This is a genomic window from Herbiconiux gentiana, assembly GCF_024978135.1.
Taxonomy (GTDB): Bacteria; Actinomycetota; Actinomycetes; order Actinomycetales; family Microbacteriaceae; genus Herbiconiux; species Herbiconiux gentiana.
In genome coordinates, this window is sequence record NZ_JANTEZ010000001.1 from 693,051 (window position 1) to 705,367 (window position 12,317).

Genomic DNA, 12,317 nt, shown 5'->3' on the forward strand with positions numbered 1-12,317 from the left:
TGTAACGGTGCTTCGGATGGGATGTCGAAGTTATGACAACATCTTTGTATGTCAGACAAGTTACTTGCCGTGTCGGCCATGTTACAAGAAAAACTTCGCAACTCCGATTTGCTGGCCTCCTGACTGGACTGTTATAAACAGACAGAACCACCAGTTGTCTGACTTCCAGGAGAATCATGCTGAACTTCGACCCCGTCCACTACATCGACGTCGAGAGCGGCGCGGCTGCGCTCGCCGCCCCGATCCGCGCCGCGATCGGCGAGCGCCTCGCTGCCGGTGCCACGAACATCTTCTTCGCCGGCTCGGGTGGTGTCGCCTTCCTCGCGCTTCCCGCCGCTCGCCTGCTCCAGACGTCGTCGACCTTCCCGACCTTCACCGAGATGGGCGCCGAGTTGATCGTCCAGGGCAACGTGAACCTCGGCGCGGGTTCCATCGTGATCGCCCCCTCGGTCTCGGGCACGACGAAAGAGGCGATCGCCACGCTTGAGTACGCACAGTCCAAGGGCGCGACCGTCATCACCCTCACCGGCACCGCGGGTACGCCGCTCGCCGAGAAGGCCGACATCAACCTGCAGAACGACTGCGCCGACGACACCTCGAGCGAGAACTACCTGCTTCAGACCCTCCTGATCGCCCTGTCGATCATGGATGCCCGCGGTGAGATCGCCGACTACGACCGCATCGTGGCGGAGCTGTCGACGCTCCCCGAACTGCTGGTCGCCGCCAAGGAGCAGTTCGACCCGCGTGCGGCCGAGCTGGCGCAGGAGATGGCGGAGGAGCAGAACCACATCATCACCTCCGCCGGCGGATCCTGGTTCGAGGCGGCCTACTACGGCATGTGCATCCTCGAGGAGATGCAGTGGATCTGGACCCGACCCGTGCACGCCTCGGACTTCTTCCACGGAACCCTGGAACTCGTCGAGGAGGACACCAGCGTCATCCTGCTCAAGGGCGAGGGCGAGACCCGCGAGCTGACCGACCGCGTCGAGGCCTTCGTGCCCACCGTGTCGAAGAAGCTGCGGATCATCGACTCGAAGAACTTCGAGCTGGCCGGCATCTCCGACGACGTGCGCGCGCTGATCTCACCGATCGTGTTCGCCGCGGTGCTCGAGCGCCTCAGCGCCCACCTCGAGGTCGTGCGCGACCACCCGTTGACGACCCGCCGCTACTACCGCCGGGTGTCGTACTGATCGGTCTAGTGTCTGACTAGCCCCACGAGAATGAATGGATGCCCGTGATCGACGCTCCCTCCCCCGACAGCCCCTCGGCGACAGCACCCCGCTTCGCCGTGGTGGGCGACAACACCATCGATCGCTACCTCGACGGCGACGGCGGTGTGCTCGTCGGCGGGAACGCGTTGAACGTCGCCGTGCAGCTCGCGCTGCACGGCGACGCGGTGCGGTACTTCGGTGCCGTGGCCGACGATCGCGACGGCCGGATCATCCGCGCGGCGCTGGACAGCGCGGGCATCGGGGACGCCGACGTGTCGACACTGCCCGGCTTCTCGGCGGTGACCGAGATCCGCACCCTCGCGAACGGTGACCGCGTGTTCGAGCGGGAGGAGTTCGGCGTCACCGCCGACTACTACCCCTCGAACGCGGAGATCGAGTCCATCGCGCAGGCGGATCGGGTGCACATCGGCATGCTGCCGAGGGCCGGCGAGCTGCGCGCCGCCCTGCGTGCCTCGAATCCGCACTGCGTCATCAGCCAGGACCTCGGTGTCTCGGCCGGCACCGACTCTCTCGACATCGCGTTCTCGTCGGGTGCCATGCTCGAGGGCACCTCCCCCGAGGAGGAGCTGGAACAGCAGCTCGCCGCGGGGGTGCGGTTCGCCGTCGTGACGCTCGGCGAGGACGGAAGCATCGGGTCGTCGCAGGCCGGGTGGGTTGTGCACTGCGCTGCGGCACCGACCACCGTGGTCGATACGACCGGGGCGGGTGACAGCTTCATCGCAGGCTTCCTGCACGCTCACGCGCAAGGGGCGGAGCTGGAGTCCTGCCTCGCCTCGGGGGCGGATTGGGCCGCCGTCACCTGTGGGCACGTGGGCGGGTGGCCGCAGGACTAGCGCTCGAGCAGGACGAAAGGCAGGACGAGCAGCGCCTCCGCCGCGGGCCCCGGGAGAAAGACGGCATTCTCTCCCCCGGGCGTCGCGGCAGGACGACCGAGGTCCAACTCACCTGAGCTCGGCAGCCGCCGCTCGGAGTTCGGCGAAGGCGGCCGCCGTGTAGGTGGTCAGCTCGCCCGGTGTGTCGTCGTGCGACGGGTCGGACCAGCGGCGGTAGCCGAGACCGAAGGCGAGCACGCCGAGCTCGGCTGCGACCTGCGCCGCCGTGTCGCTGACGCCGCGGGCTCGCAGCGCATCCGCCATCGCCGCCGCCAGGCCGATGCTCTTCATCGCGTTGCGCGCGCGCAGCTCCTCGTTCGCGTCGATCGCCGCATGCAGGCGAGGGCCGAGGCCGCGGTTGAAGTCGGTCATCGCACCGGATGCGCGGTCGAGCCCCGCGGCCACCGCCTCGAGCGGGGTCGCCTCGGCCGGCGCGGCCAGGATGCCCTCGGCCAGCAGACCGCTCAGCATCTCCTGCCCGGCCGAGAGCAGCTCGCGCTTGTCGCTGAAGTGCCGGAAGAACGTGCTGCGCGTCAGCTCGGCGCGCTCGGCGATCTGCGCGACGGTCGTCTCGTCATAGCCCTGTTCGGTGAAGAGGTCGAGGGCCGCTTCGACGAGGCGATCGCGCGCATCCGGTTTCCATCTGGGCATAGTTCATCCTACGTGATGCGACAGGTGTCTCATCAAGGTGCTACGGTGATGGGACATCAGTCGCATCACCTGTGGAGGTCGCTCATGCGCGTCTTCATCACCGGGGCAACCGGACTCATCGGCTCGGCCGTCGTGGCCGAACTGCTCGCGAACGGGCACTCCGTCACCGCTCTCGCCCGCTCGGACGCGTCGGCGGCCGCGGCCACTGCAGCCGGCGCCACCGCCGTGCGCGGATCGCTCGTCGACCTCGACGTGCTGCAGTCGGCGGCAGCGTCCGCCGACGGGGTGATCCACCTCGCGTTCGGCAATGACTTCAGCTCGGCCGAGGCGCTCACCCAGAACATCGCCGAGGAGTCGGCCGCGCTCGCCACCCTGGGCGACGCCCTCGTCGGCACGGGCAAGCCGCTCGTCACGGTCTCGGGCACGCCGTGGATCCCGGGGCGCGCGTCGACCGAGAACGACCCGTTGCCCCTCGACGGGCCGGTCGGCGGGCGCGGCGTCTCAGTAGAGCGGATGCTCGGCCTCTCGTCGCGCGGAGTGCGCGGCTCGGCCATCCGGCTGCCCCGCACCGTGCACAACGAGGGGCAGGGCGGATTCGCCGGACTGCTGACACAGTTCGCGCGGCAGGCCGGGGTCGCGGGGTACCCGGGCGACGGGGCTCAGCGCTGGCCGGCCGTGCACGCGCTGGACGCGGCGGTGCTGTTCCGGCTCGCGCTCGAGGGCTCGCCTGCCGGGCGAGCGTGGCACGCCGTCCACGACGAGGGCGACACGGTGCTCGACATCGTCTCGGTGATCGGGCGGCGCCTCGGGCTGCCGGTCGAACCGCGTCCCTTGTCGGAGTTCGGCCCGATCGGTCCAGTCTTCGCGACCGATCAGCCGGCGTCGAGCGCCCTCACGCGCGCGGAGCTCGGCTGGCAGCCGACGCACCCCCGCCTGCTCGCCGACCTCGAGCAGCTGGAGGCCTAGCGCTGCGCGCCCATCTCGAGCCGGATGTCGGTGCCTCCGTCTATGGTTACCGCAATCCCTACGATCACGCCGTTACACCGATCACGAGAGTAGGAAACCCATGCCGAAAGACGCATCTCGCAACGCTCACAAAAGCCGTCCCGATGGAAGTCAGCGAGACCCTCATCCTCTGGCGAAATCTGAGGAGGGACTCCCGTTTCCGCTTTCTTTCGACATCAGCATCGGCGAGACGGAACGGTTCAGCAAGCTGGCGACTCGCTCCCGACTATCCGGTGCGGAACTGGCCCGCCATGCGTTCGTGGCGGGGTTGGAGCAGATGGAAGAGGACATCCGGCTCGTCGACGCATTGCGGGAGGCCGCTTCCGATTGAGCTAACCATGCTGACAGATCGTGGGTGGCGCTCGACCGTGACCGGAGTCGGCTTGGGTTCAGGCCGCCGCCGGGCGGGGCTTCAGGGAGACCAGGAGGCCGCCGATGACGGCGCCGAGCGCGATCGCCACCTGGAAGGTGGCCGACTGCAGGCCGCCGACGCTCTCGAGGCGGGAGGGTTCGGCGCGGGCCATCCACGTGGTGAGGGTCGTGGGCACCGCGCCGAAGCCGAGGCCCCAGACCGCGACGGCGGTGATGAGTCCGGCCGCGGTGCCGCCCGCGATCGCGAAGGTGATCATCGCCGCGCCCAGGGCGACGGGAAAGAGGAGCACGGCGACGCGCATCCGCTTGTCTGCCAGGGGGCCCGCCACCAGGTTGCCCGCCGTGACCGCGAGACCGTAGATGACGAGGAGCAGGGAGAGCTGCGAGGGGTCGAGACCGCCGATGTCGGTGGCCGCCGGGCGGATGTAGGTGAAGCCGGTGAAGTGGCCGGCCGCGATCAGGGCGGTGGCGAGGAGGCCTAGGAGGATGAGGCGTGAGCGGAGGGTGTCGAGCAGCGGGCGGAAGCCGGGGGCGCCGGTCGAGCGCACGCTCGGCAGCACCAGCAGCTGCGCGAGAATCGCGACCACACCCACGACGGCGGCCAGCACGAAGACGGCGCGCCAGCCCCAGAGCTCGCCGAGCCAGGTTCCGAGCGGGATGGCCGCGACCGTCGCCAGCGAGACGCCGACGTTCACGACGGTGAGGCCGCGGCCGAGGCGGTCGGCGGGCACGAGGCGGGCGGTGATGGAGATGGCGAGGGCCCAGAATCCGCCGAGGGAGATGCCGAGCAGCACGCGAGCGGCCAGGAGGACGGGGTAGCCGGGCGCGATGGCGACCAGGAGGTCGGAGACGACGGCCAGCGCCGAGAGGCCGAGCATGAGGTAGCGGCGGTCGACGCGCGGGAGGACCACGGGCAACGTGAGGCCGGCGATGGCGGCGACGATCGCGGTGACGGTGACCGACTGGCCGGCGACGCCCTCGGTCACCCCGAGGTCGGTGGCGACGCGGGTGAGGAGGCTCGCGGGGAGGAACTCGGCCATCACGATGGCGAAGACGCCGAGTGAGAGGGAGACGACGCCGAGCCAGGAGGTGGGGGTGGTCGGGGTGCCGGGCGCGGTGGGGGTGGTCGGGGTGCCCGGCATGGTGGGGGTGATCGGGGTGCCCGGTGCAGTGGCCGTGCTGGCCGTGCTGGCGGGGCTGGCGGGGCTGGGCGAGGCGAGCTCGTTCGAGGTCATGAGGAGATGCAACGGGATGCGCGGCGTGGCATTCCCGAGCGGAGCGCCCGAGATCCGGAGCTCCGGAGCTCCGAGTGCCAGTGAGGCAGGGCGTCAGTGCGGCCGCGCGGCAGAGTGTCAGTGCGCCAGAGCGTCAGTGCGGCAGAGCGTCAGTGCGGCGGAGCATCAGAGCGGTAGAGCGCCCGCGCGCCAAAGCACCAGAGCGCCAAAGCGGCAGAGCGGTAGAGCGCCAGAGCCACTGAAGCGGGCCGGCCGGCGGGCGACGCGGCCCGCGGCGTGAGACGGTGGAGGCATGACGACGTCGACACGGGGTGGAACGGTGCGCATCGGGGGCAGCCCGGGGCTCCGGAGCTGGAAGCTGGTGCTCGGCGTCACGGGGTTCGGCAGCCTGGCGCTCGCGGCGCTGCCGGCGGCGGGCTACGACGCACTCGGTCTCGGCGAGTGGAGCTGGCCGCTGGGGTTCCTATCGGTGCTTGTGGTGCTCGCGGGCGGGATCCTGCTCGGCCTGCACCTCGCCTACGGGGGCATCGTCTGGCACCCCGACGAACGGGTGGCCGTGCTGCGCGGCAGGCGGGTGCCGATCGACACGATCACCGAGGCCTGGCGCTCGCTCAGCTCGAACGGCACCGCGAGCTACCTCACCTACCGCTTCGTCTCCACCGACGGCCCGTCGGTGCGGGTGCTCGTCGCCGGTAACCCGATGAAGGGGCTCGACGACACCGGCCTTCAGCAGTTGGCGCGGTTCGTGGCCGCGCTGCCGCTGGTGGTTCCGGATGCTCGGCCGGCACCCGCGGGCGACGCCTCCGCCCTGTCGGACCGGCAGCGTGCCGCGGCGGTCACCCTCACGACGGGCGGGGGGAAGTCGCGGGTCGGGCGCGAGATGCTGCTCGACGAGCTGCGTGCTGCCGTCGCGCCGACCGAAGCCGGAGACCCTGCCACCGCCGCACCGGATGACGACTCGGCCGCGTATCTGCCGCCGGCATCCGCTCGTCGTCGCCGGCCGGAGGGTGAGACGCTCTCGGCGCGCGAGGTCGAGCGGCTGGTGCGCGACTGGGATGCCGACGACCGTGACGCCGCGCGGATGCTCGCCGAGGAGCCCACCCGCGCGCGACCCCTTCGGCGGCTGTTCTTCTGGCTGATGATCGCGTCGTTGGGGGTCGCGGTCGCGGTGATCATCCTGGCGATCGCCGACGAGCAGCTGAACGGGGTGCTGCTCGACGCGAACGGAGAGGATCTGATCGTCCTGTTCATCGTGGGGCCGGGGTTGCTCGGGCTGCTGTTCTACATCGCGTGGTGCGCGGCCGCGGATGCCCACCTCCGGTCCGTGCGTCGGCTCGGGGAGCGGTGGCTCGACGAGCGGGCGCAAGAGGATCCGGAGGTGCGGCAGCGCGGGCTGGCCACTCCCCTGCTCGCGGGCTGGGCCGTCTCGGTGCAGCGGCTGCGGACCGTGCTGGCCTTCCTGATCTGCCTGGTCGGGTTCTTCGTGATGATCGCGGCGATCTTCTTCTTCACCGAAGAGGCGGTGCTGGGCGGGGTCGTCGCGCTGGGTGTCGGGCTCGTGCTCGAGGTCGTCGCGGTGCTGATGTTCCTCCGGGTGCAGCGGCAGAAGCGGGCGGATGCGGAGCAGCTCGTGCTGCTGGGCGGGTGGCGGGTGCTCCCTCCCGCGATCGAGGACTGAGGGCCGCGCCCGCGGGTGGCGGGTGCTGCCTCCCGCGATCGAGGAGTGAGGGCGGCGCCTGCGGGTGGCGCGTGCTGTCTCCCACGACCGAGGACTGAGGGCGGCGCGTCGGTCACTGCGTCTGCGCGGCCTCCGTCGGGGCATCGAGGGTGGCCACCGGTGCCGGGCGGTTGACGCGGGTGAGCAGGGCCTCCTGCCAGCCGCCGGGGGCGACGGGACGCGGGCGAGCGCCGGGACCGGGGCCGGTCGGCGCGGGCGGTGTAAGGGGTGCGGGGGCGTCGGCGGGGGCATCCGTCAGCGCGTCGCGGACGATGCGGCGGGGGTCGTACTGGCGCGGGTCGAGGCGGCGCCACTCGTCGGCGTCGAAGTCGGGGCCGAGCTCTTCGGTGACGCGAGCCTTCGCCGTCTCGGTGAGGCCGCGGATGGTGCGCACGAACGAGGCGAGCTTCTCGGCGTAGAGCGGGAGGCGCTCCGGGCCGAGGAGGAAGGCCGCCAGGACGGCGATGAGGAGGAGCTTCTCGAGGGTGAGTCCGAACATGGGGGCCTCCGGGTCAGTGTGCGGCGACGAGGTCGTCGGATACGGCGGTCGGGATGGGAGCGGGTGGGTCGTTCACGAGGGCGGCTGCGGCGTTGCGGCGGGCCACGGCCCGGTCGTGCAGCACCGCGATCAGGGCGGCGGCCGCGAAGAGGGCGCACATTGGCACGGCCAGGAGGAACATCGACATCAGGTCGGCCGACGGGGTGGCCAGGGCGCTGAAGAGCACGATGCCGATCACGACGACGCGCCAGCTGCGCACCACGGATGCTCCGGGCAGGACGCCCGCGAAATTCAGCAGCACGACGAACACGGGCAGCACGAAGGCCACCCCGACGGCGAGGACGAGCTTCATCACGAAGTCGACGTAGTACGACGCGACCAGCACCGTGCTGTCGTCCGCCGGGGTGAAGCCTGCCAGCAACTCCACCACGTGGGGGAAGAGCGCGAGGCCGGTCAGGCAGCCGGCGATGAAGAGGGGCAGCGCCGCGGCGAGGAAGCCGAGCGTGAAGCGGCGCTCCCGGCGGGTGAGGCCCGGCAGGAAGAAGCCGAACAGCTGGTGCAGCCAGACGGGGCTGGCCAGCGCCAGTCCGGCGAAGAACGCGATGCGCATCTTCAGGTCGAAGGCGGCGCTGACGCTGTCGAAGTTCAGGCTGGCGTTGCGCGACTCGGCGAGGGCCTCGATCGGGGCTCTCAGCACGTCCAGGATCTGGTCGGAGACGAGGTAGCCGACGACCACGCCCACCAGCACGGCCAGCCCCGACCGGACGGCCCGCCGACGCACCTCGCGGAGGTGGTCGGCGAGCGTCATGGTGGAGGTGTTGCGCGGTTCTCGGCCGGGCATCTCGTCACCTCCGGTCGGCGAGCGAGACGGCCTCGCGCGGGGCGAGGGCCGCATCCGGGGCCGTGTCGGCGCTCGCCGCAGCGGCGTCGGCGGGCACCGTGACCGGGGCGGTGGTCACGACGGGCGCGGTCGCGACGGGCGAGGTGGGCGCGGCTGTCTCGGCGGGCTTCGAGTCCTGCACCTCCGTCTTCAGGATGCGCGCGGATTCGCCGAGGCTCTTGGCGAGCCGGGGCAGCTTGGCCGCTCCGAAGAACAGGAGCACGACCGCCAGCACGATGAGGGCGTGCCAGCCGGTGAGGTTCTGGAGGATTCCCATGATGTCGTCTGCTTTCTGTGGTGGATGGTCGGGTTCCGAGGTGGGTGGTGGGTGGTCGGGTTCCGAGGTGGGTGGTCGGGTTCGGGTGGGGGGTGGTCGGGTCAGGACTGGGCGGCGCCGCCGGGGGCGCCTGTGGGCGGGGTGCCGCCGGGCATCCCGCCGCCGGCACCCCCGCCACCACCGCCGCCCGACGGGGCCGAGCCGGCCGTGGGGGTCGTGCTCGTGTCGACGCGCACCGTGAGGGCGACCGAGTAGCCCGAGGTCACGTCGCCCGAGACCGTCGCGAGCTGCAGGGAGCCGCCGTCGTCACCGAAGACGTTGTCGGAGTCGAGGCTGACCTGCGCCAGGTTGGCGCTGGAGCCCGCGTAGCCGGAGGTGGCGTAGACGGTGTCGCAGGCATCCTGGGGCAGGGCCACCTGGGAGGTGGCGATCGCGTTGGCCGAGTCGCCGATGTCGTCGACGCTCGGGTAGACCTCGAAGTGGATGTGGGGCCAGCGTCCGCTGTAGCAGGCGGGGAAGATCGAGGTGTACGACACCGTGCCGGAGCTGTCGGCGACCTGCACCCCGCGGAGGTAGGTCTCGTTCTCGACGCCGGAGGAGTACATCGAGTAGTTGCCGTCGGCGTCGCAGTGCCAGACGTAGACGGCGACGTTCTCGAAGGCCTTGTCGCCGTTCGCCATGTCGAGCACGGTCAGCGACAGGGCCATCGGCACGCCGGCGGCGGTCGCTCCCCCACCGATGCTGGTGCGGATGTCGCTGCGCACGACGCCCGACTCCTCGAGCACGTCGGCGCCGTTCGAGCCGTCGCCCGGGTAGGGGCCGGCGGTCTCGTCGGGGATCTCGCCGGCGGGGAGGGTGCCGGTGCCGGTGCCGGCCGAGCCGGTCGCGGTGCCGGTGCCGGCTCCTGTCGAGCTCGACGACCCGGTGGCCGTCGTGGTGCAGGCGGCGAGCGCCACCGCACCGAGCCCGAAGCCGGCCACGCCGAGCACGGCCCGTCGGCTGATCAGCGTGCGGATGTCGAACGCGACTCCCTGGTCGACCACCTCCTCGTCGGCACGGTCGAGCAGTCGCCCTTCGTAGGCAGGGCCGTCGGGGGTGTGGGTGGGTTCGGGGATTCTCGTCATGATGGCCTCTCGGGTCTATCGCGGCTGGTCACCCCACTCTCGGTGGGTTCCCTACGCGTGCCCTATGGCGCCCCTATGACGTGGCTATGGATGCATCAGGTCAGCCACGGGTCGACGACATCGATGCCGAGACCCTCGAAATCGATCACGTTCCGGGTCGCCAGGGTGGCGCCGAAGGTGAGGCAGGTGGCCGCGATCATGCCGTCCTCGATCGAGAGGGGGCGCCCGCGCCGCGATCGTAGCTCGTTCAGTTCGGCGTACGCCCGCGCCGACCGCTCGTCGAACGGGAGCACGTCGTGGCGGAACGCCCGCACCGTCGCCTCGATGCCCGCGACCAGCTCGTCGCGCCGTCGACCCTCGGGCAGCAGCCGGGCGCCGCGGAGCAGCTCACGACGGAGACCGCCGAGATGGCGGCCGGCTCACGCAGTGCCGCCAGCCAGTTCAGCACCACGGGCGACGGCCGCTGACGCAGCGGCTCGCTCAGCACGTTCGTGTCGAGGACGATCACGACAGGTCGAGGTCGCGGGGCGCCGATCGGGGTGGCAGAACCAGGTCGTCACCTCGCTGAGCGTCGCCGAGCTCGAGCCACGCCCGCACCAGCTCCGATCCCGAGACGGCCGAGGTCAGGATCGCGCGAGCCTCCGCCTCCATCGAGCGATGATTCTGCGCGGCCCGCTCCTTGAGCCGGCGCTGCACGTCGTCGTCGAGGTTGCGCACCACGATCGCTGCCATGTCCACCTCCGAAGTGATAGCAGATGCTAGCACGGGCGGCGGGACGAGCATTCAGAAGGCAGGCGTAGGGTGGTAACCGACAAACGTTGGATATCACCAGGAGGTCGTACCGTGGACCGGTTCGCTGATCGTGTCGTGCTCATCACCGGAGGAGGGTCGGGACTCGGCCGCGCCGCCGCCGTTCGGCTGGCCAAGGAGGGGGCGAGACTCGCTCTCGTCGACGTGTCGGAGCAGGGGCTCGGCGCATCCGTCGACGCCGTGAAGGAGGCGAGCCCCGAGGCGGAGGTCGTGACGATCGTCGCCGACGTCTCGAAGGAGGAGGACGTCGACCGCTACGTGGCCGCCACCCTCGAGGCCTTCGGTCGCATCGACGGCTTCTTCAACAACGCCGGCATCGAGGGCAGGCAGAACCTCACCGAGGCGTTCACCGCCGCCGAGTTCGACCGCGTGGTGGCGATAAACCTGCGCGGGGTGTTCCTCGGGCTCGAGAAGGTGCTGAAGGTGATGCGCGAGCAGGGCTCGGGCATGGTGGTGAACACGGCGAGCGTGGGCGGCATCCGCGGCATCGGCAACCAGTCGGGCTACGCGGCCGCGAAGCACGGCGTCGTCGGGCTGACGCGCAACTCGGCCGTCGAGTACGGCGAGTACGGCATCCGCATCAACGCCATCGCCCCAGGCGCCATCTGGACGCCCATGGTCGAGAACTCGATGAAGCAGCTCGACCCGGAGAACCCGCGGGGTGCGGCCGAGCAGTTCATCCAGGCCAACCCCACCAAGCGCTACGGCGAGGCGCCCGAGATCGCCTCGGTGGTCGCCTTCCTGCTGAGCGACGACGCCTCGTACGTCAACGCCACGGTCGTGCCGATCGACGGCGGGCAGTCCTACAAGTACTGAGCGACGAACGAGGGCGACGAATCTCAGGCGCGGTGCGCGATGGCCTCGCGGAAGGCCTTCGCGCCCGCCCGGACGGTCTCGGCGATCTGCGTCTTGTGCTCGTCGGAGAGCCGGTAGTCGGGTGCCACGATCGTGAGCGCGCCGACCGAGACGCCACTCGTCTGCACGCTCGCCGCCGAGGCCCAGACCCCGCGGTCGACCTCGCCGGCGCTCTCGGCGTAGCCGGTGGAGCGCATGGCGTCGAGGTCGTCTTCCAGCTTCTTGCGCGATGACTTCGACAGGACCGGCCCGAGCCGGTTGAAGTACTGCGCCAGCTTTGCCGGGGGCAGCTCGCTCAGGAGCAGCTTCGCCGCGGCCCCGCCGTACAGCGGCATCAGCGCCCCGGGCTGGAACGAGATCGAGATCGGATGATCGGACTCCGCGATCGCGAGGCACACCGCCGAGTCGTTGACCCGCCGCAGGTACAGGGCGGTCTCGCCGGTCTCCTCGGCCATCCGGTTGAGGATGGGCTGCACCTGCGCGCGGAAGTCGATCACCGACTCCGCCGCCCGCGACAAGCGCAGGATCTGGGGCGAGAGCACGAACCGGCCCTTCTCCCGCTCCTCGATCAGGTCGAGCTCGCGCAGCAGCGAGATGTAGCGATAGGCGCTCGGCACCGAGATGTCGTGCTTCTCGAGCACGTTGTCGACCGTGAGCTCGGGGGTCGATTCGCTGAACTCGAGCAGGATCTGCAGGGCGCGTCGCGCGCTGTCGACACCCTTGGTGCGCTGCGGCTCGGCCGCTGCCGCGGCCGCGGGCTCGTTCTCGTCGTTGGCAATCATGATCGG

General features: G+C 70.7%; 16 protein-coding genes. 7 read left to right on the forward strand and 9 right to left on the reverse strand.

The window, feature by feature from the left end:
• The first annotated feature begins 176 nt into the window (after window positions 1-176).
• Together NVV95_RS03150 and NVV95_RS03155 are read left to right on the forward strand one after the other, a co-directional pair.
• Window positions 177-1,190, forward strand: coding sequence for an SIS domain-containing protein (locus NVV95_RS03150; protein ID WP_259485078.1), 1,014 nt, complete (start codon window positions 177-179; stop codon window positions 1,188-1,190).
• 38 nt (window positions 1,191-1,228) lie between these two features.
• Window positions 1,229-2,065 (forward strand): PfkB family carbohydrate kinase, encoded by an 837-nt coding sequence (locus tag NVV95_RS03155; RefSeq protein ID WP_259485079.1) that lies wholly within the window; start codon window positions 1,229-1,231, stop codon window positions 2,063-2,065.
• Between the two features lie 108 nt (window positions 2,066-2,173).
• Here NVV95_RS03155 and NVV95_RS03160 read toward each other — a convergent pair whose 3' ends face one another.
• The gene (locus NVV95_RS03160; RefSeq protein ID WP_259485080.1) at window positions 2,174-2,755 is read right to left on the reverse strand and encodes a TetR/AcrR family transcriptional regulator; all 582 of its coding nucleotides are present in this window, start codon (window positions 2,753-2,755) and stop codon (window positions 2,174-2,176) included.
• 84 nt (window positions 2,756-2,839) lie between these two features.
• Between NVV95_RS03160 and NVV95_RS03165 the strand changes: the two genes are divergently transcribed.
• Window positions 2,840-3,721 (forward strand): SDR family oxidoreductase, encoded by an 882-nt coding sequence (locus NVV95_RS03165; protein ID WP_259485081.1) that lies wholly within the window; start codon window positions 2,840-2,842, stop codon window positions 3,719-3,721.
• Window positions 3,722-3,821: 100 nt separating this feature from the next.
• A complete protein-coding gene (locus NVV95_RS03170; protein ID WP_259485082.1) occupies window positions 3,822-4,091 on the forward strand; it encodes a hypothetical protein in 270 nt (89 codons plus the stop codon).
• 58 nt (window positions 4,092-4,149) lie between these two features.
• On the opposite strand, the gene NVV95_RS03175 is transcribed toward NVV95_RS03170, so the two are convergent.
• Complete coding sequence (locus tag NVV95_RS03175; protein ID WP_259485083.1) at window positions 4,150-5,367, reverse strand: MFS transporter; 1,218 nt, start codon at window positions 5,365-5,367, stop codon at window positions 4,150-4,152.
• Between the two features lie 292 nt (window positions 5,368-5,659).
• On the opposite strand from NVV95_RS03175, the gene NVV95_RS03180 reads away from it, so the two are divergent.
• A complete protein-coding gene (locus NVV95_RS03180) occupies window positions 5,660-7,045 on the forward strand; it encodes a hypothetical protein (RefSeq protein ID WP_259485084.1) in 1,386 nt (461 codons plus the stop codon).
• Window positions 7,046-7,157: 112 nt separating this feature from the next.
• Here the strand turns inward: NVV95_RS03180 and NVV95_RS03185 are convergent, their stop codons facing one another.
• The 5 genes from NVV95_RS03185 to NVV95_RS03205 all read right to left on the reverse strand — a co-directional run bounded on the left by NVV95_RS03185 (window position 7,158) and on the right by NVV95_RS03205 (window position 10,232).
• Entirely contained in the window at window positions 7,158-7,583 is a 426-nt protein-coding gene (locus tag NVV95_RS03185) for a twin-arginine translocase TatA/TatE family subunit (RefSeq protein ID WP_259485085.1), read from the reverse strand.
• A gap of 13 nt (window positions 7,584-7,596) precedes the next feature.
• Window positions 7,597-8,424, reverse strand: coding sequence for a twin-arginine translocase subunit TatC (tatC, locus tag NVV95_RS03190; protein ID WP_259485086.1), 828 nt, complete (start codon window positions 8,422-8,424; stop codon window positions 7,597-7,599).
• Between the two features lie 4 nt (window positions 8,425-8,428).
• A complete protein-coding gene (locus NVV95_RS03195) occupies window positions 8,429-8,740 on the reverse strand; it encodes a twin-arginine translocase TatA/TatE family subunit (protein ID WP_375163774.1) in 312 nt (103 codons plus the stop codon).
• 101 nt (window positions 8,741-8,841) lie between these two features.
• Window positions 8,842-9,864: an intradiol ring-cleavage dioxygenase gene (locus tag NVV95_RS03200; protein WP_259485087.1), complete on the reverse strand. Its 1,023-nt coding sequence runs from the start codon at window positions 9,862-9,864 to the stop codon at window positions 8,842-8,844.
• A gap of 95 nt (window positions 9,865-9,959) precedes the next feature.
• Window positions 9,960-10,232, reverse strand: a complete 273-nt coding sequence (locus NVV95_RS03205; RefSeq protein WP_310796046.1) for a PIN domain-containing protein — start codon at window positions 10,230-10,232, stop codon at window positions 9,960-9,962.
• On the opposite strand from NVV95_RS03205, the gene NVV95_RS03210 reads away from it, so the two are divergent.
• On the forward strand, window positions 10,161-10,331 hold the full coding sequence (locus NVV95_RS03210; RefSeq protein WP_259485088.1) for a hypothetical protein: 171 nt from the start codon (window positions 10,161-10,163) through the stop codon (window positions 10,329-10,331). The genes NVV95_RS03205 and NVV95_RS03210 overlap by 72 nt on opposite strands.
• Before the next feature lie 37 nt (window positions 10,332-10,368).
• Here NVV95_RS03210 and NVV95_RS03215 read toward each other — a convergent pair whose 3' ends face one another.
• Complete coding sequence (locus NVV95_RS03215) at window positions 10,369-10,596, reverse strand: FitA-like ribbon-helix-helix domain-containing protein (RefSeq protein WP_259485089.1); 228 nt, start codon at window positions 10,594-10,596, stop codon at window positions 10,369-10,371.
• 111 nt (window positions 10,597-10,707) lie between these two features.
• Here NVV95_RS03215 and NVV95_RS03220 point away from each other — a divergent pair, with 111 nt between their 5' ends.
• On the forward strand, window positions 10,708-11,490 hold the full coding sequence (locus NVV95_RS03220) for a glucose 1-dehydrogenase (protein WP_259485090.1): 783 nt from the start codon (window positions 10,708-10,710) through the stop codon (window positions 11,488-11,490).
• A gap of 23 nt (window positions 11,491-11,513) precedes the next feature.
• Here the strand turns inward: NVV95_RS03220 and NVV95_RS03225 are convergent, their stop codons facing one another.
• On the reverse strand, window positions 11,514-12,311 hold the full coding sequence (locus NVV95_RS03225; RefSeq protein WP_259485091.1) for an IclR family transcriptional regulator: 798 nt from the start codon (window positions 12,309-12,311) through the stop codon (window positions 11,514-11,516).
• Between the last annotated feature and the right edge of the window lie 6 nt (window positions 12,312-12,317).